Origin of the sequence: Geopseudomonas sagittaria (genome assembly GCF_900115715.1) — a bacterium.
Taxonomy (GTDB): domain Bacteria; phylum Pseudomonadota; class Gammaproteobacteria; order Pseudomonadales; family Pseudomonadaceae; genus Geopseudomonas; species Geopseudomonas sagittaria.
Genome location: NZ_FOXM01000017.1, coordinates 1 through 16,405, shown reverse-complemented (window position 1 = coordinate 16,405; position 16,405 = coordinate 1). Strand labels below are relative to the sequence as shown.

The following is a 16,405-nucleotide window of genomic DNA, read 5'->3' as shown; positions in this document are numbered from 1 at the left end:
GACGTCGTTGTCGGAAGATGGCAGACACGCCGTTGTGCTGACCGGGGCTTGCTAAAGCAGGACTCGTGCCAGGGTGGCGGCCTACCGTTTGTCGCGGGTTATGCGCCGGAGGGGGGCCGTTGCGGCGCGGGCGCTGCACCGCTTCGGCCCGCGCTGCCTTGTCGGGGAGCAGCGCAGCTCAGGCCGCGGCGCTGAAAGGCGTGCGCGGTTGTCGTGCGTGGGCGGTTGGTGTGTCGGGCGAGTGCCGGTGGGCGATCAGCCGAGCGCGCGGGCTTGCGGGAGGCTCACCTGGGCGGCGACGCTGCCCTGGGCGGGGAAGGCGACCAGATGGTCGGCGGCGACCTGGATGCCGATTTCCTCACCGACCAGGTGGTCGTCATGGCTGGCGAACAGCGATTCGAGGCGGGTCCCGGTGGGCAGTTGCAGGCGGTACAGGGTGGCGGCGCCGAGGAACGACTTGCCGACGATGCGCGCCTTGAGCGGGCTGCCCGGCGCATGGACGATGTCGTCCGGGCGCAGCAGCATGTCCACCGCGGTGCCCGGTGCCCACTGGTAGGCGCGGTTGCCGCGGATCACGCCGAGCTCGGTCTGCACCGTGTCGTGGCTGAGCATCTGGCCACGGACGAAGTAGCCCTGGCCGATGAAGCTGGCGACGAAGGGGGTCAGCGGCTCGTGGTAGAGATTGAACGGGGTATCCCACTGCTCGAGGTGGCCATGGTTGAACACGCCGACCTGGTCGCTGACGGCGAAGGCTTCCTCCTGGTCGTGGGTGACCAGGATGGCGCTGGTACCGCGCGACTTGAGAATCTCGCGCACTTCCTGGCTGAGGCTGCGGCGCAGTTCGACGTCGAGATTGGAGAACGGTTCGTCGAGCAACAGCAGCCGCGGTTCCGGGGCCAGCGCGCGGGCCAGGGCGACGCGCTGCTGCTGGCCGCCGGACAGCTCGTGGGGATAGCGCTTGCCCAGCGCGCCGAGCTGTACCAGTTCGAGCATCTCGGCGGCGATGCGCTCGCGCTGCGGATGCTGGCGGATGCCGAAGGCGATGTTCTCGGCCACGGTCAGGTGCGGAAACAGCGCGTAGTCCTGGAAGACCATGCCGATGCGGCGCTTTTCCGGGGCCAGGGTGAAGCCGGGGCGGGAGATGGCCTCGCCGGCCAGCTCGATGCAGCCCTCATGGACCGGCTCGAAGCCGGCGATGGCGCGCAGGGTGGTGGTCTTGCCGCAGCCGGACGGGCCGAGCAGGCAACCGATGTCGCCGGCGTTGAGGTGCAGGTTGAGGTTCTGCACCACCCGCTGTTCACGGTAGCCGCAGGCGAGGTCGCGGAGTTTGAGCAGCAGGGTGTGGTTCATGGCGGCGGCGCGTCCTATGCGGGGTAGGCGTGTTCGACGAGGAACTCCAGCAGAGCCTTCTGTGCGTGCAGGCGGTTTTCCGCCTGGTCCCAGGCCACCGAGCGCGGGTCGTCGAGCAGGTCGACGCTGATTTCCTCGCCGCGGTGGGCCGGCAGGCAGTGCATGAACAGCACGTCGCTGGCGGCGTGGTCGAGCAGCGCGCGGCTGACCTGGTAGGGCGCGAAGCGCTGCATGCGCGCAGCGGCTTCTTCTTCCTGCCCCATCGAGGCCCACACGTCGGTGCTCACCAGGTGAGCGCCGGCCACGGCTTCCTGCGGGTCGCGCAGCACGGTCACGCGGCCCTGGGCCAGGTCGAGGAATTCCTGCTTGGGCTCGTAGCCCTGCGGGCAGGCGACCTTGAGCTGGAAGTCGAACTGCACGGCGGCCTGGGCGTAGGTGTTGCACATGTTGTTGCCGTCGCCGACCCAGGCCACGGTCTTGCCCTGGATCGAGCCGCGATGCTCGTGGAAGGTCTGCATGTCGGCCAGCAGCTGGCAGGGGTGCAGATCGTCGGTCAGGCCGTTGATCACCGGCACCTGCGAGTTGGCGGCGAAGTCGAGCACGTTCTGGTGGGCGAAGGTGCGGATCATGATCGCGTCGAGCATGCTCGACATGACGATGGCCGAGTCGCTGATCGGTTCGCCGCGGCCGAGCTGGGTGTCGCGCGGCGAGAGAAAGATGGCCTGGCCGCCGAGCTGGATCATGCCGGCTTCGAAGGATACGCGGGTGCGGGTCGAGGCCTTCTCGAAGATCATGCCCAGTACGCGGTTCTTCAGCGGTTCGTAGAGTACGCTGCGCTTGCGCAGGTCTTTCAGCTCGATGCCGCGGCGGATCAGGCTGGCCAGCTCCTGGGGCGTGCAGTCCATCAGCGAGAGAAAGTGCCGTACACTCATTATTCACTACCTGTAAGACAGGCCGCAGAAATGTCCGGTTTTATTAGGAACGGGCGAAAACTGCGGCGGGACCGCACTGTGCGGTACTCGAAAAAGAAACGATCTTATAAGGAAATAATGCGACTGCGCAAACCGGCACACGGGGCGGCGCTGCCCGCCAGTCGGGGCACGCAGTGGTCGCGGCAAGCATCTCGAGAGACCGAGCGCAGTGCTTGGCTTTCCGTTACAATCGGCGCATCCCGCCGGTCAGGGACCGGAAAACCTTCAGTTGAGGTAGACCATGGACATCATCGAAACCATCAAAGACCAGATCGCCAGCAACCCCGTGCTGCTGTATATGAAGGGCTCGCCCAACGCGCCGCAGTGCGGCTTTTCCGCCCGCGCTTCGCAGGCGGTGATGGCCTGTGGCGAGAAGTTCGCCTATGTCGACATCCTGCAGCACCCGGAAATCCGCGCCAGCCTGCCGAAGTACGCCAACTGGCCGACCTTCCCGCAGCTGTGGGTGGGCGGCGAGCTGGTCGGTGGCAGCGACATCATTCTCGAAATGCACGAGAAGGGCGAGCTGCAGCCGCTGATCAAGGCGGCGGTAAACAAGGGCGAGTGATCGCGCGCTACATATAAAGATACGAAAAAGCCCCTCGCCATGAGGGGCTTTTTCGTTGTGGGCGCTTACTCGCCCATCTGCGACTGCAGGTAGTTCTCCAGGCCGACCTTGCCGATCAGGTCGAGCTGGGTTTCCAGCCAGTCGATGTGTTCTTCCTCGGACTCGAGGATGTCTTCCAGCAGTTCGCGACTGCCGTAGTCGCCGACGCTCTCGCAATAGGCGATGGCTTCCTTCAAATCGGGCAGGCCCTTCTGTTCGAGCTTGAGGTCGCACTCGAGCATTTCCTTGGTGTTCTCGCCGATCAGCAGCTTGCCGAGATCCTGCAGGTTGGGCAGGCCCTCGAGGAACAGGATGCGCTTGATCAGCTTGTCGGCGTGCTTCATCTCGTCGATGGATTCTTTGTACTCGTGCTTGCCGAGCTTCTCCAGGCCCCAGTCCTCGTACATGCGCGCGTGCAGGAAGTACTGGTTGATGGCTACCAGTTCGTTGCCGAGGATCTTGTTCAGGTGCTGGATGACTTTCTTGTCGCCTTTCATGCCGGGGCCCGCCTTGCCGGTTATGGATAGACAAGGAGTCTGTGTCGGGCTTGGGGGGCTGTCAAATGCAGGCGGCTGCAAGCTTGGCGGGCTCCGTGCAACGGAGCGCCAGGATGCCGGGGGACTGGATTCAGGCGGCGGCGAAGGCCGCCGGGTGGGCGAGGGCGAGTTGGGCCTGATGCACGTCGTGGATGGTGTGGCGCACCAGGTTCTTGGCCTCGCAGGCGCACTTGCCGCACTGGGTGCCGACACCCGTGGCCTCGCGCACCTGGCGATAGCTGCAGCAGCCCTCGTAGATGGCATCGCGAATCTGGTGGTCGGTGACACCCAGGCAAAGACAGACGTACATGGCGCTACCCGCAAGCAGTCGGTTGATGCATCGATCCTAGTTTTAATGAGAAGTATTGTCAAACACGAGCAATGACCATTTGTCGTGTGGGTGCGGCGGTTGGCGCCCGGATTGCAGGCATGAAAAACCCGGCCGGGGCCGGGTTTTCGGGAGGTGGCAACGCGACGGCGTCACTCGTCGAAATCGATCCAGCCGCCCATTTCCTTCCAGCGGTTGACGATGCCGCAGAACAGCTCGGCGGTCTTCTCGGTGTCGTAGCGGGCGTTGTGCGCCTCGCGGTTGTCGAACGGGATGTCCGCCGCCTGGCAGGCCTTGGCCAGCACGGTCTGGCCGTAGGCGAGGCCGGCGAGGGTGGCGGTGTCGAAGCTGGAGAACGGGTGGAACGGGTTGCGCTTGATGCCGGTGCGGGCGACCGCGGCATTCAGGAAGCCGAGGTCGAAGCTCGAGTTGTGGCCGACCAGTACCGCGCGCTTGCAGCCGCTGGACTTCAGCGACTTGCGCACGCTCTTGAAGATCTCGCCGAGCGCCTGCTCCTCGCTGACCGCCATGCGCAGCGGGTGGCCGAGCTTGATGCCGGTGAAGTCCAGCGCGGCCTGTTCGACGTTGGCGCCCTCGAACGGCTCGACGCGGAAGAACGAGGTGTGCTCGGGATAGAGCAGGCCGTCGTCGTCCATGGCGATGGTGGTCGCGGCGATCTCCAGCAGGGCGTCGGTGGCGCAGTTGAAGCCGCCGGTCTCGACGTCCACCACCACCGGCAGGAAGCCGCGGAAGCGGCGTGCCATCGGTGGCTTCAGGCCGCCGCCGTGGACTTCCTGTTCGTACTCTTCGTAATCGATCTGCTCGCTCATGCCTTGCTCTCCTGTACGCGCCAGCGCAGTTTCTCGCCAGCGCGCAGCGGCACCAGCTGGTGGTCGCCGAAATGCAGTTCGGTCGGGGCGACCCAGTCCTCGCGGATCAGGGTGATGGTGTCGGTGTTGCGCGGCAGGCCGTAGAAGTCCGGGCCGAACTGGCTGGCGAAGCCTTCCAGCTTGTCCAGCGCGTCGCGGCGCTCGAAGGCCTCGGCGTACAGCTCGATGGCCGCAAACGCGGTGTAGCAGCCGGCGCAGCCGCAGGCGGCTTCCTTGACGTGACGGGCGTGCGGCGCCGAGTCGGTGCCGAGGAAGAACTTCGGGTTGCCGCTGGTGGCGGCATCCAGCAGGGCTTCCTGGTGGGTGTTGCGCTTGAGGATCGGCAGGCAATAGAAGTGCGGACGGATGCCGCCGACCAGCATGTGGTTGCGGTTGTACAGCAGGTGGTGGGCGGTGATGGTGGCGCCGACGTTGGCCGAAGCCTCCTGCACGAACTGCGCGGCATCAAAGGTGGTGATGTGCTCGAACACCACCTTGAGGGTCGGGAAGCGCTCGACCACCCGGCGCAGGTTCTCGTCGATGAAGCGCTTCTCGCGGTCGAACACGTCGATGTCGGCGTGGGTCACCTCGCCGTGCACCAGCAGCGGCAGGCCGACCTCGGCCATTGCCTCCAGCACCGCGAAGATGTTGTCGACGGCGGTGACGCCCGAATCCGAGTTGGTGGTGGCGCCGGCCGGGTACAGCTTGGCGGCGTGCACCAGCCCGCCGGCCTTGGCCGCGCGGATCTCCTCGACCGTGGTGTTGTCGGTGAGATAGATCACCATCAGCGGCTCGAAGCGGCTGCCAGCCGGACGGGCTTTGATGATGCGCTCGCGGTAGGCCGCGGCCTGCTCGGCGTTGCGTACCGGCGGCACCAGGTTGGGCATGATGATGGCGCGGCCGAAGGTGCGTGCGGCATCGGGCACGGTGTGCGCCAGGGCGGCGCCGTCGCGCAGGTGGATGTGCCAGTCGTCGGGACGCAGCAGGGTCAGGCGGTCGGACATGCGGGGGATTTCCAGGCGGGGTGACTCGTGGGGCGTGATGCTACCGAAAAGCCGCCGGACGGTCACGCTGCAGCGCCGGCCGGCCGCCGTGCGGGGCCGCGCGCCCCCTGTAAATTCGCGGTAGGGGCGGCTAGAATGCTTTTTTTCGTAGCAACCCCCCGTGGAGTAACGAATGGCGGACGTAAAAAAGGTAGTTCTGGCCTATTCCGGCGGCCTGGATACCTCGGTGATCCTCAAGTGGCTGCAGGATACCTACAACTGCGAAGTGGTGACCTTCACCGCTGACCTGGGTCAGGGCGAGGAAGTCGAGCCGGCGCGTGCCAAGGCACAGGCGATGGGCGTCAAGGAAATCTACATCGACGACCTGCGCGAAGAATTCGTCCGCGATTTCGTCTTCCCGATGTTCCGCGCCAACACCGTGTACGAAGGCGAGTACCTGCTGGGTACCTCCATCGCCCGTCCGCTGATCGCCAAGCGCCTGATCGAGATCGCCAACGAGACCGGCGCCGACGCCATCTCCCACGGCGCCACCGGCAAGGGCAACGACCAGGTGCGCTTCGAGCTGGGCGCCTACGCGCTGAAGCCGGGCGTCAAGGTGATCGCTCCCTGGCGCGAGTGGGACCTGCTGTCGCGCGAGAAGCTGATGGACTACGCCGCCAAGCATGAGATCCCGATCGAGCGCCACGGCAAGAAGAAGTCGCCGTACTCCATGGACGCCAACCTGCTGCACATCTCCTACGAGGGCGGCGTGCTGGAAGACACCTGGACCGAGCACGAAGAAGACATGTGGCGCTGGACCAAGTCCCCGGAAGCCGCGCCGAACGTGCCGACCTACCTCGAGCTGACCTACCGCAACGGCGACATCGTCGCCATCGACGGCGTCGAGATGACCCCGGCGACCGTGCTGGCCACCCTGAACAAGATCGGCGGCGAGAACGGCATCGGCCGTCTGGACATCGTCGAGAACCGCTACGTCGGCATGAAGTCGCGCGGCTGCTACGAGACCCCCGGCGGCACCATTATGCTGCGCGCCCACCGCGCCATCGAGTCGATCACCCTCGACCGCGAAGTGGCCCACCTGAAAGACGAGCTGATGCCGAAATACGCCAGCCTGATCTACAACGGCTACTGGTGGAGCCCGGAGCGTCTGATGCTGCAGCAGATGATCGACGCCTCCCAGGTCAACGTGAACGGTGTGGTGCGCCTGAAGCTGTACAAGGGCAACGTCATCGTGGTCGGCCGCAAGTCCGACGACTCGCTGTTCGACGCCAACATCGCCACCTTCGAGGACGATGCCGGCGCCTACGACCAGGCCGATGCCGGTGGCTTCATCAAGCTCAACGCGCTGCGCATGCGCATCGCTGCCGGCAAGGGTCGCAGCCCGCTCTGATAAGCTGTCTGCACCGTGCCTGACCATGACCCCGGCCGCGTGCCGGGGTCATGCTTTGTGCCTTCTGAAAAGCCAAGGAGATCCCTGATGAGACTGCTGCATACCATGCTGCGCGTCGGCGATATGGACAAGTCGATAGCCTTCTACACCGAAGTGCTGGGCATGACCCTGCTGCGCCGCAAGGACTACCCGGACGGCCAGTTCACCCTGGCCTTCGTCGGCTACGGCGACGAGGCGCACAACAGCGTGATCGAGCTGACCTACAACTGGGGCGTGGACAGCTACGAGCTGGGCACCGGCTACGGCCACATCGCCCTGGAAGTCGAGGACGTCTACAAGGCCTGCGAGGACATCCGCGCCCGTGGCGGCAAGATCACCCGCGAGCCGGGGCCGATGAAGCACGGCTCCAGCATCCTCGCCTTCGTCGAGGACCCGGACGGCTACAAGATCGAGCTGCTGTCGCCGCATCGCAAGGACTGATAGCCCGAAACGACGAAGCCCCGCCAGATGTGCGGGGCTTCGTCGTTTCGGGGCAGCCACTCAGTTCTGCCGTGTGCAGGCCTCGGAGGTGGTGAGGTAGGACAGCTTGCGCAGGCTGTCGCTGGAGTCGCGGTAGGTCATTACCGAGGTGACGAGTTCGCAGCGAGGGCTGGCCGGCGTATCGATCCGCAGTACCTGCTCGACATCCAGTTGGTTGCCGTAGCGGTAGGGCTGCACGTCGTTGTCGCTGGCCTGGGCAAGGCCGGCCGCCAGCAGCAGGGGAAGGGCGATGAGGCGCATATTCATGGTCGAACCTGTGGAATACAGGGTGCCTGCCGCCGTCGCGGACGGGGCAGGGCACCGTGGTGAAAGGGATCAGTTGCCGCGGTAGGTCGAGTAGCCGTAGGGGCTGAGCAGCAGCGGGATGTGATAGTGCGGCACGCTGCCGTCGGCAGTGAAGATCACCGGCACTTCGGGGAAGAAGGTCGCGGCCTGGTGCTTGGCGAACCACTCGCCGGTCTTGAAGGTCACCCGGTAGGTGCCTTTCTCCAGCGCCTGGCCTTCCGGGAACAGCGCGGTGATGCGGCCCTGCTGGTTGGTGACGGCGCTGTTGAGCGCGGTCCACTGCTGGCCGTCCCGCTTCTCCAGGGTGACGGTCACGTCCGGCGAGGGCAGGCCGTTCTCGAGGTTCAGCACATGCACGCTGAGGGGGTTGCCAGCCGCCAGGGCCAGGGACGACAGGCCGCTGAGCAGCGCGCCGGCAAAGAGTGTCTTGAGCGTGTTCATGGGGGTCTCCTGATTCAGTGGGTTTGCGGTAGCAGTTGGGCGATGGCCTGCAGGGCGCAGCCTTCGTCGATGGCCGCACCGCCGGCGCCGGCCACGCCGATGGCGCCGATTACTTCGCCGTCGACCTGCAGCGGCACCCCGCCGCCGAGCAGCAGCAGTTCGTCGAGGGTGTTGAGGTTTTCCGCTTCCGGGTTGCTACGCGCCCGCTCGGCCAGCAGGCGGGTGGCGGTCTTGGTCGACAGCGCGGTGTAGGCCTTGCGCTGGGCGGCGAGGGTGTTGTGCGGGCCGACGTTGTCGTCGCGCTGCACCGCCACCAGGTTGCCGCCGCGGTCGACCACCGCGGCAACCGCCGAGCGGCCGTCGGCATGGCAGGCAGCCAGGGTGGCGTCGAGCAGCTGGTTGGCCAGTGCCAGCGAAACATCCTGGCGCTGCTCGATCTGGGCCGGGGCGGCGAAGGCGTTGGCGGCGCACAGGGCCAGGCCAAGCAGCGGTAGTCGGGCGGTACGAATGGACATGGGCTTCTCCTTCAAGGGGCTCCAGGGAGCGAGTGGCGGCCATGGTGCCTGCGCCCGCCCGTCAAACCGATTGCCGGCGGATTACCAATTTGTAATGGGAGAAAACCCGGGAACGGCCTAGCCTATGCGGGACTTTGGGGAGGCCGCGATGCGCATTCTGGTGGTGGAAGACGAGCTGAAGACCGCGGACTACCTGCGCAAGGGTCTGGGCGAGTCCGGCTATCTGGTCGAGGTGGCGCTGAACGGCCTGGACGGGTTGCACCTGATCCAGGAAGGCGAGTTCGACCTGATCATTCTCGACGTCATGCTGCCGGGGCTGGATGGCTGGCAGCTGCTGCAGGTGATCCGCCGCCGGCTGCCGACCCCGGTGCTGTTCCTCACCGCTCGCGACGCGGTGGAGGATCGGGTCAAGGGCCTGGAGCTGGGGGCCGACGACTACCTGGTCAAGCCGTTTTCCTATGCCGAGCTGCTGGCGCGGGTGCGTACTCTGTTGCGCCGCGGGCCGCCGCGCGAGGTCGAGCAGTTCCGCGTGGCGGACCTGGAGCTGGATCTGCTGCGCCGCCGGGTGACTCGTGCGGGCGAGCGCGTCAGCCTGACCAACAAGGAGTTCGCCCTGCTGCATCTGCTGCTCAGCCGCGAGGGCGAGGTGCTGTCGCGCGCCTACATCGCCTCGCAGGTCTGGCAGATGAACTTCGACAGCGACACCAACGTGGTCGACGTGGCCATCCGCCGCCTGCGCGCCAAGATCGACGATCCCTACTCGCTCAAGCTGATCCACACCGTGCGCGGCATGGGCTATGTGCTGGAAGTGCAGCCGTGAACCTGTGGCCGCGTGCGCTGAGCCTGCGCCTGGCGCTGCTGTTCGCCCTGGTCGGCGTACTGCTGCTCGGCGCCATCGGCTTCTACCTGTACCAGTCGCTGGAGCGGGAAATCGCCTGGCGCGACGACCAGGCCCTGCTCGGGCGCCTGGAACGCATGCGCACGCTGCTCGACGACAGTGCGAGCATCGAGGCGCTGCGCCAGCGGCCGCAGCTGTACGCCAACATGCTGGGCAACCGCGACAGCCTGCTGTGGATCGTCAGCGACAGCGGGCAGGTGCTGATCGAGATCAACCCCGCCGCACTGGCCGTGCCGCGGCTGCCGCGCGGGCCGGCGGTGCAGCTGCAGGACGCCCTGGCGGCCGAGCCGGCGCGGTTGGCCTGGCTGCACGTCGAACACGAAGGCCGCGGCCTGACCCTGATCGCCGGCAAGCTGCTCGCCGAGCGCAGCCAGATGCTCGCCGCCTACCGGCTGAAACTCTGGCTGGCGCTGGCCGCCGGGGCCGTGCTGGCCTTCCTGCTCGGTTGGCTGGTCAGCCTGCGCGGCTTGCGTCCGCTGCGTGAGCTGGCGGCGCGGGCGCAGGCCATCGACGTGCAGCGCCTGCACCTGCGTCTCGACGAACTCCGCGAGGTCAGCGAGCTGCGCAGCCTGAGCGTGGCGCTGAACCAGATGCTGGCGCGCCTGGAGGATGGCTTCGCCCAGTTGTCGCGCTTTTCCGAGGATCTCGCCCACGAGATGCGCACGCCACTGAGCAACCTGATGGGGCACACCCAGCAGACCCTGCGCCACCCCCGCTCGGTAGAGGACTACCAGAACCTGCTGGCCTCCAACCAGGAGGAATACGAGCGGCTGGCGCGGATGATCGACAGCATGCTGTTCCTCGCCCGCACCGCGCAGCCGCAGGCCTCGGTGAACCGCGAGGTGGTCGACCTGCACGGGCTGGTCGAGCAGTTGTGCGAGTACTTCGAGGGCATGGCCGAGGAGCGCGAACTGCAGCTGGTCAACCGCGCCGAGGGCACCCTGCAGGCCGACCCGGGCCTGTTGCGCCGCGCTCTGGCCAACCTGCTGGCCAACGCCCTGCGCCATGCCGCGCCGGGCAGCGCGGTGACCGTGGCCAGCCAGCTGCGCGACGGGCGGCTCGAAGTCAGTGTGCATAATCTGGGCGAGCCGATCGGCGCCGAGCACCTGCCGCACCTGTTCGAGCGCTTCTACCGCTGCGATCCCTCGCGCGCGCGGCCCGGCGACACCGGTGGCCTCGGCCTGGCTATCGTGCGTTCGATCATGCAGCTGCACGGCGGCAGTGTGCGGGTCGAAAGCGGCGAGCACGGCACGCGCTTTATGTTGCTTTTCCCGTTGGGACGGCCGTGATTTCGCGAGCTGTAATTGTGCAGAATCGATTTTGTCGCATAGGTTCTTGCTTTAGGCAACGGGCCGCTGTCGTGTGTCCGGACGCTTTGCGCGCCTGCCGGGCTGCGGGGCAAATGAGTTTTTGTTCTTCGATGGGGGGAGTAGGACTATCGGCGACAAGGACGAGCTGTCGTAGCCGTGCCGCGCGACTGCACAAAGGCCGCATGTCTCTCGGCATGGCGGCCTGTGTCGATTCAGAAGCTGGCCTCGCGCACCACAATCGCCAGCGCATTGCGCAGGTAATGCCAGGCCGGGGCCTCCCAGCGTGCATGCACCACCACGTGGCCGCGCCAGGACTGCCCCGCGAGGCTGCCCAGTGGCGAGTCGACGGCCAGCGTGACGCGATAGACGGCATGTTCCGGCACCAGCTGGTCGTCGCGCGGACGGGTCAGGATGTGCCCGCCGGCCTGGGCTGCGAGCATGCCGGTGTTCAGCACCCGCGAGGCATCCGTATCGATGTTGATGACCCGCAGGGTAAGCAGTGGGCCGTCTCCGGCATCGGCGATGAACAGCGCGCGGTCGCCGTCCCGGATGCGCTTGACGGAGGACTCGTCCAGATAGGTTTCCACCAGATTGCCTTGCTGGCCGACCAGCAGAGCAATCGGCTCCTTGGCAGCCAACCACTGCCCATCATGCAGATCGGGATCCACGTCACGCAGGCGGCCGGCGAAGGGCGCCCTGGGGGCGTAGCGACTCAGTTCCTCGTCGAGGCTGGCCAACTCTGCCGTGGCGGTGGCCAGTTCTTCCTGGCTGCTTTGCAGGCGTGCGCGCGAGTCGTCGCCGAAACCGGCCGAGGCGGCCTGCCAGCGCAGCGCCTCGATGCGAGCCAGCAGGCCCTCGCGGCGCAGCTGCAGTTCGGGGGCGGCAAGACGGATCAGCTCCGCTCCTGCGGTCACCGGCTGGCCTTCGCCGAGGGCAAAGCGTTCCACCTGCGCGGGGCCGGGGGCGAACAATGGCCAGATCTCCACCGGCCGCAGCACGCCGCTGGAATGCACCCGCCCGGGCCAGGGCACCAGCAGCAGGGCGATCAGGCCGAGCAGCAGCAGGAAGCTGAGCCGGCCGCGTCGGCGTCTGCGGATGAGTGGCCAGCGCTGCTGCCAGGCCTGCAGTTCATGACGGATGGGCATGGCGATGAACCAGACGATTTCCACGACAAAGAGAAAGATCCCGACGATCTTGATGAAAAAGTGGTAGACCAGTACGGCGATGCCGAGGAACACCACCAGGCGGTAAATCCAGGTCGCCCAGGCAAAGGCGATCAGCCCGATTTCGCGCTGCCGGGAGAAATGTTCGGGGCGCTCCTCGCCGAGTGCGAACAGCCACTCGCGCAGCTTCCAGCGCGCCAGGGCGAAGCTGCGCTCATGCAGGTTGGGCATGTCCAGCCAGTCGGCGATGATGAAGTAGCCGTCGAAGCGCATGAACGGGCTGGCGTTGATCGCCAGGGTGGCGACCCAGCTGGTGGTGGCCAGCACGAAGGCCGCCGAGCGCAGCTCGCCGTCGGGCAGCAGCGCCCAGGCAAAGGTAGCCCAGGCGGCGATCACCAGCTCGGTGAGAATGCCGGCCGCGGCGACCTGCAGGCGTTGCCAGCGACTGGTCAGCCGCCAGGTTTCGTTGGTGTCGGTATAGGCCATCGGCCACAGGACCAGGAAGGCCACACCCATGGTCGGCACTCGACAACCGAATCGCTTGGCGGTAAAGGCATGTCCCAGCTCATGCAGCAGCTTGACCAGTACCAGCGCCACGCCATAGGCCGCGAGGCCTTCCCAGCTGAAGGTGTCGACCAGCGATGCGAGGAAGCCGTCCCACTGGCGCACGACCTGGGACAGACCCAGGGTCAGGGCCAGCAGCGTCAGCAGAGCGAAGCTGCGGGTGTAGAACAGGCCGGCCAGATGCTGCCAGCGACCGAGCCAGGCATCCGGGCGCCACAGTGGCACGCGGAAGAACAGATAGTGGTGCAGCAGCCACTTCAGCCGGCTGCCCTCCTGGCGCGCTCGCCGTTCGGCCAGCTGGCGCGCACTGCCTGCGCCGGCGGGCTTGAGCAACTGGTTGTCGAGCAGGAAGCGAGCGACCTGCTGCACGTCCGCGCCGCTCAGCTGCAGGGTGGTATTCACCCCGATCGCTTCGGCAATCGCCGTGGGATCGTCGAACGACCAGCGCTGCAGGATCTCGAAGGTCGGCCAGTCGATGCTGAAGAAGCGATTGCGCACCGGGTCGTGCAGCGTCCAGCTCGGCTGGCCGTCGGCCATGACGGGACCGGGCAGCAGGTCCAGCTCCTCGCGCAGTTGCGGCAAGCCCATGGCTACCACCCGATCGTCGTGCGAATGCTGGCCAGTGGTCGGCGCAGCATCCAGTAGACCAGCGGCACCCAGCGGCCACGCAGCTTGGCGCTGCCCTTGAGGCCGACGCGGTGACCGGTCGGCTCGGCGAGACGGGCACGCAGGCGGTAGGCATAGCTGCCGTCCGGACGTTGCACGGCGTCATGGGCCAGATAGCGCAGGTTCGCCTGCACCGGATCGAGCGGGCTGGCGTTCAGGTACAGGCTGAGCGCCGCGTCCTCCTCCAGGGGAATGGCGTCGGCCAGCGGCACCCAGGCCTCCACCTCGACATCGCCGGGCGTGGCGATGCGCATGATGCGCTCGCCCACGGTGACCGGCCGGCCGACCCACTCGGAAGGATCGTCGAACAGCGCGATGCCGTCGCGGGGCGCCAGTACCCGTGCACGACTCAGCTGGTCGGTGATGAACACGACTTCGCTGCGCTTTTCCTCGATCTTTCCGGTAAGCACGGCGAGTTGCGCCTTGGACTTGGGATCGAGCAGCGCCTGCTGCATGGTCTGTCGATACTCGGTTTCGGCCGTCGCCAGCGACTGGCGGGCGACCTCCAGGCGCGACTGGATCAGTGCCTCGTCAAAGCCGAACAGCGGCTGACCCTGGCTGACCGCCTGGTTGGGCTGGACATGGAAGGTGTCGATCACGCCCTCCAGGGGCGCACGTATCATCGCCGGATGTGCCGGGACCAGCTCGCCGGGAGCGAGCACGCTCAGGCGCACCGGCACCATGGCGATCAGCACGCCCGCCACGGCCCAGCGCAACGCCGTCGACTGCCACCAGCGCCGCCTGGCTTCGGTAGTCTGCGCCTTGCGCCGACCCCATGGCCAGCGCTGCGGTGCTCGGCGCGACTGCCAGGCATGCCGCCAGATGTCCGCCCATTCGGCCAGCAGGGCCTGCTCCCGATCCGTCCACGGCAGGTCGCGGGCCAGCAGCAATCCGCCGTCGGCAGGTGCCTGTCCGGCCTCGCTGCTGTCGTCGGCCAACCCCAGCCACAGAGCGTGGCGTGGCAGCCATTCGGCCCACTCCGCGCCGAGCTGTGCGGGCAGCGCGGCGGCATCGACCCGGGCAACCATCGGTGCGCTGTCGGCCAGGTGCCGGCAGACCTTGGCCAGCCATTGGGCATAGGGTACGTTGGCCTCGACCTGGATAACCCCGGACAGACTGGCGATGCCTTGCCTGGACGACCACAGCGCCGCCTGGCGATAGGGCACCAGTTGGTGGCTGTCGTTCACCGCGATGAACTCAAGCTCGCGCACGGATGCGGCATGTCGCACCCGGTGCCCCAGCTCGAGCAGTATCGCCAACGGGTTGCTTTCCTGTCCGACGTGCTCCATCAAAGTGCCTGCGCCGTGGTTGCGGTCTTGGCAGCCGACAGGTCGGCGAGAGCGAATGCCGGTCGCTTGGCAGCCATGCGCAGCTGCTCGCTGAGTCCCGCGCGACCATTGCCGGTGGTGGTGCTCGGTTTCTCGCCGACGCTGATGCGGAACAGCGCGCTCACTTCGCGGCCCTGACTGTCGCGGGCGACCACCTTGACGGCCACGTCACCACGGAAGCCGGCAGGTGCCCTCACCTCGAACTTGCCGGTCAGCGGGTTGAAGACCACCCAGTCCGGCAATTGCTCGCCATTGGCTTGCATGGCCGCCAGCACCACGCGTGCTTGCGGATCGCTGTGCACGAAGGCGTCGTAGGGGATCGAGAAGCTGCTCGCCGCCCCGGCATCGGCGTACTGGTCGCCCATGCCACGGTAGATCGCCAGGGTCGGCTCGGGCGCATCCATCACCACCACGCGGAAGCCGCTATTGCTGGTGTAGACGTCGCTGAGTGCCGCGCTCTGCACCGGGTCGAGGGCATCCGTTGCCGATCCGCCGCTACTGATCGTCGGTCTGGCATCGGCCAGCGCGGTCTGCAGCGGACTGTTGCCGATGGCCGGCGCCTCAGTGGGGGCCGGGCTCGGGCTGCTGGGCGCGGCAGGCGGCTCACTGGCCGTCGGCACGGCCGGCGCTGGGGGCTGCGGCGGAGTGGGGGGGACGTCATCCAGACCGCGCACATCGATCTCGATCACGCGCGACGTGCCATCGAGCGTTTGGACGGTGAAGCGCTCGGCCATGGTCTCGCTGCTGGTCAGCCGCTGCACATGGCGCGCGTCGTTATCCAGCAGATAGTTCCAGTTGCCGCTGGCATCGATGGTGAAGCTGCCGTAGCTGCCGACGACGCCCTGCTGGGCGACGAACGCTGCCTGGCCGCTGTCGACATCGCTGACCGCGAGCCGGCCGCCGGTGGACAGGGTCGTGTCCTCCTGCACGGAGCCGCTGGCATTCCCGGTAATCAGCGCGGCGTCGTTGACGCCGGTGATGGTGACCTGCACCTGGTGCTCGGTGCCGTCCACGGCCTTGACGGTGAAGGTCTCGACCTTGGTCTCGCCGGCCTTGAGGTACTGCACGACGCTGTTGGCGACGCTGTAGGTCCAGGCACCGTTGGCATCGATGGTCAGGCTGCCGAGGGTGCCGTCGGCAGCGACGACGCCGGTGCGGAACTTGGCCTCGCCGTTGTCGGCGTCGCTGATGGTCAGGCTGCCGCTGGCGTTGAGCTTGCCGCTACCGTCGACGTTGAGGTCTTCGGTGACCGCGCCGGTATTGGTGCCGCCGATCAGCGCGGCGTCGTTGACGCCGGTGATGGTGACTTCGACCTGGTGCTCGGTGCCGTCGACGGCCTTGACGGTGAAGGTCTCGACCCTGGTCTCGCCGGCCTTGAGGTACTGCACGGCGCTGTTGGCGACGCTGTAGGTCCAGGCGCCGTTGGTGTCGATGGTCAGGCTGCCGAGGGTGCCGTGGGCGGCGACGACGCCGGTGCGGAACTTGGCCTCGCCGCTGTCGGCGTCGGCGATGGTCAGGTTGCCGGAATCGGTCAGATTCGGCGAGCTGGCGTCTTCGGTGACCGCCCCTTCGGCGTCGCCGCCGATCACGGCGGCGTCGTTGACGCCGGTGATGGTGACTTCGACCTGGTGCTCGGTGCCGTC

General features: G+C 66.9%; 17 protein-coding genes. 5 read left to right on the top strand and 12 right to left on the bottom strand.

Features of this window, described 5'->3' with window-relative positions:
- Nucleotides 1-255: 255 nt before the first annotated feature.
- Nucleotides 256-1,350 (bottom strand): ABC transporter ATP-binding protein, encoded by a 1,095-nt coding sequence (locus BM297_RS17655; protein ID WP_092433918.1) that lies wholly within the window; start codon nt 1,348-1,350, stop codon nt 256-258.
- A 14-nt stretch (nt 1,351-1,364) separates the two neighbouring features.
- The gene (argF, locus tag BM297_RS17650; protein WP_092433916.1) at nt 1,365-2,282 is read right to left on the bottom strand and encodes an ornithine carbamoyltransferase; all 918 of its coding nucleotides are present in this window, start codon (nt 2,280-2,282) and stop codon (nt 1,365-1,367) included.
- A 280-nt stretch (nt 2,283-2,562) separates the two neighbouring features.
- Between argF and grxD the strand changes: the two genes are divergently transcribed.
- The gene (gene grxD, locus BM297_RS17645) at nt 2,563-2,886 is read left to right on the top strand and encodes a Grx4 family monothiol glutaredoxin (RefSeq protein ID WP_092433913.1); all 324 of its coding nucleotides are present in this window, start codon (nt 2,563-2,565) and stop codon (nt 2,884-2,886) included.
- 65 nt (nt 2,887-2,951) lie between these two features.
- Here the strand turns inward: grxD and bfr are convergent, their stop codons facing one another.
- The 4 genes from bfr to pyrC form a co-directional block, all read right to left on the bottom strand.
- Nucleotides 2,952-3,422 (bottom strand): bacterioferritin, encoded by a 471-nt coding sequence (bfr, locus tag BM297_RS17640; RefSeq protein ID WP_092433910.1) that lies wholly within the window; start codon nt 3,420-3,422, stop codon nt 2,952-2,954.
- Nucleotides 3,423-3,552: 130 nt separating this feature from the next.
- Entirely contained in the window at nt 3,553-3,771 is a 219-nt protein-coding gene (locus tag BM297_RS17635; RefSeq protein ID WP_092433905.1) for a bacterioferritin-associated ferredoxin, read from the bottom strand.
- 170 nt (nt 3,772-3,941) lie between these two features.
- Nucleotides 3,942-4,619, bottom strand: a complete 678-nt coding sequence (gene rnt / locus BM297_RS17630) for a ribonuclease T (protein WP_092433897.1) — start codon at nt 4,617-4,619, stop codon at nt 3,942-3,944.
- The gene (gene pyrC, locus BM297_RS17625; protein WP_092433894.1) at nt 4,616-5,662 is read right to left on the bottom strand and encodes a dihydroorotase; all 1,047 of its coding nucleotides are present in this window, start codon (nt 5,660-5,662) and stop codon (nt 4,616-4,618) included. Before pyrC ends, rnt begins: the two co-directional genes overlap by 4 nt.
- Nucleotides 5,663-5,834: 172 nt before the next feature.
- Between pyrC and BM297_RS17620 the strand changes: the two genes are divergently transcribed.
- Together BM297_RS17620 and gloA are read left to right on the top strand one after the other, a co-directional pair.
- Nucleotides 5,835-7,052 (top strand): argininosuccinate synthase, encoded by a 1,218-nt coding sequence (locus BM297_RS17620; protein WP_090313595.1) that lies wholly within the window; start codon nt 5,835-5,837, stop codon nt 7,050-7,052.
- A gap of 87 nt (nt 7,053-7,139) precedes the next feature.
- Nucleotides 7,140-7,532 (top strand): lactoylglutathione lyase, encoded by a 393-nt coding sequence (gloA, locus tag BM297_RS17615; RefSeq protein WP_090313597.1) that lies wholly within the window; start codon nt 7,140-7,142, stop codon nt 7,530-7,532.
- 60 nt (nt 7,533-7,592) lie between these two features.
- Here the strand turns inward: gloA and BM297_RS17610 are convergent, their stop codons facing one another.
- The 3 genes from BM297_RS17610 to BM297_RS17600 form a co-directional block, all read right to left on the bottom strand.
- Complete coding sequence (locus BM297_RS17610) at nt 7,593-7,838, bottom strand: DUF2790 domain-containing protein (protein WP_092433891.1); 246 nt, start codon at nt 7,836-7,838, stop codon at nt 7,593-7,595.
- Between the two features lie 69 nt (nt 7,839-7,907).
- The gene (gene uraH / locus BM297_RS17605) at nt 7,908-8,318 is read right to left on the bottom strand and encodes a hydroxyisourate hydrolase (protein ID WP_092433888.1); all 411 of its coding nucleotides are present in this window, start codon (nt 8,316-8,318) and stop codon (nt 7,908-7,910) included.
- A gap of 14 nt (nt 8,319-8,332) precedes the next feature.
- Nucleotides 8,333-8,833 carry a GlcG/HbpS family heme-binding protein gene (locus tag BM297_RS17600; RefSeq protein WP_092433886.1) on the bottom strand — a complete coding sequence of 167 codons (501 nt, stop codon included), beginning with the start codon at nt 8,831-8,833 and terminating at the stop codon, nt 8,333-8,335.
- Nucleotides 8,834-8,981: 148 nt separating this feature from the next.
- Between BM297_RS17600 and BM297_RS17595 the strand changes: the two genes are divergently transcribed.
- Both BM297_RS17595 and BM297_RS17590 read left to right on the top strand, forming a co-directional pair.
- Nucleotides 8,982-9,653 (top strand): heavy metal response regulator transcription factor, encoded by a 672-nt coding sequence (locus BM297_RS17595; RefSeq protein ID WP_092433884.1) that lies wholly within the window; start codon nt 8,982-8,984, stop codon nt 9,651-9,653.
- Complete coding sequence (locus BM297_RS17590; protein ID WP_092433882.1) at nt 9,650-11,020, top strand: heavy metal sensor histidine kinase; 1,371 nt, start codon at nt 9,650-9,652, stop codon at nt 11,018-11,020. The genes BM297_RS17595 and BM297_RS17590 overlap by 4 nt, the downstream gene beginning before the upstream one ends.
- Nucleotides 11,021-11,253: 233 nt before the next feature.
- Here BM297_RS17590 and BM297_RS17585 read toward each other — a convergent pair whose 3' ends face one another.
- The 3 genes from BM297_RS17585 to BM297_RS17575 all read right to left on the bottom strand — a co-directional run.
- Nucleotides 11,254-13,356, bottom strand: coding sequence for a site-2 protease family protein (locus tag BM297_RS17585; protein ID WP_092433879.1), 2,103 nt, complete (start codon nt 13,354-13,356; stop codon nt 11,254-11,256).
- Nucleotides 13,357-13,358: 2 nt separating this feature from the next.
- Nucleotides 13,359-14,723 carry an efflux RND transporter periplasmic adaptor subunit gene (locus BM297_RS17580; RefSeq protein ID WP_092433876.1) on the bottom strand — a complete coding sequence of 455 codons (1,365 nt, stop codon included), beginning with the start codon at nt 14,721-14,723 and terminating at the stop codon, nt 13,359-13,361.
- Nucleotides 14,723-16,405: VCBS domain-containing protein (locus BM297_RS17575; RefSeq protein ID WP_217648283.1), on the bottom strand; the 1,683-nt coding region annotated here is incomplete at its 5' end. The genes BM297_RS17580 and BM297_RS17575, both read right to left, overlap by 1 nt.

What these genes read in the sequence shown, in the direction of transcription:
- BM297_RS17655 (WP_092433918.1), bottom strand. Translation starts at nt 1,350, where the DNA reads ATGAACCACACCCTGCTGCTCAAACTCCGCGACCTCGCCTGCGGCTAC.
- argF (WP_092433916.1), bottom strand. Translation starts at nt 2,282, where the DNA reads ATGAGTGTACGGCACTTTCTCTCGCTGATGGACTGCACGCCCCAGGAG.
- grxD (WP_092433913.1), top strand. Translation starts at nt 2,563, where the DNA reads ATGGACATCATCGAAACCATCAAAGACCAGATCGCCAGCAACCCCGTG.
- bfr (WP_092433910.1), bottom strand. Translation starts at nt 3,422, where the DNA reads ATGAAAGGCGACAAGAAAGTCATCCAGCACCTGAACAAGATCCTCGGC.
- BM297_RS17635 (WP_092433905.1), bottom strand. Translation starts at nt 3,771, where the DNA reads ATGTACGTCTGTCTTTGCCTGGGTGTCACCGACCACCAGATTCGCGAT.
- rnt (WP_092433897.1), bottom strand. Translation starts at nt 4,619, where the DNA reads ATGAGCGAGCAGATCGATTACGAAGAGTACGAACAGGAAGTCCACGGC.
- pyrC (WP_092433894.1), bottom strand. Translation starts at nt 5,662, where the DNA reads ATGTCCGACCGCCTGACCCTGCTGCGTCCCGACGACTGGCACATCCAC.
- BM297_RS17620 (WP_090313595.1), top strand. Translation starts at nt 5,835, where the DNA reads ATGGCGGACGTAAAAAAGGTAGTTCTGGCCTATTCCGGCGGCCTGGAT.
- gloA (WP_090313597.1), top strand. Translation starts at nt 7,140, where the DNA reads ATGAGACTGCTGCATACCATGCTGCGCGTCGGCGATATGGACAAGTCG.
- BM297_RS17610 (WP_092433891.1), bottom strand. Translation starts at nt 7,838, where the DNA reads ATGAATATGCGCCTCATCGCCCTTCCCCTGCTGCTGGCGGCCGGCCTT.
- uraH (WP_092433888.1), bottom strand. Translation starts at nt 8,318, where the DNA reads ATGAACACGCTCAAGACACTCTTTGCCGGCGCGCTGCTCAGCGGCCTG.
- BM297_RS17600 (WP_092433886.1), bottom strand. Translation starts at nt 8,833, where the DNA reads ATGTCCATTCGTACCGCCCGACTACCGCTGCTTGGCCTGGCCCTGTGC.
- BM297_RS17595 (WP_092433884.1), top strand. Translation starts at nt 8,982, where the DNA reads ATGCGCATTCTGGTGGTGGAAGACGAGCTGAAGACCGCGGACTACCTG.
- BM297_RS17585 (WP_092433879.1), bottom strand. Translation starts at nt 13,356, where the DNA reads ATGGGCTTGCCGCAACTGCGCGAGGAGCTGGACCTGCTGCCCGGTCCC.
- BM297_RS17580 (WP_092433876.1), bottom strand. Translation starts at nt 14,723, where the DNA reads ATGGAGCACGTCGGACAGGAAAGCAACCCGTTGGCGATACTGCTCGAG.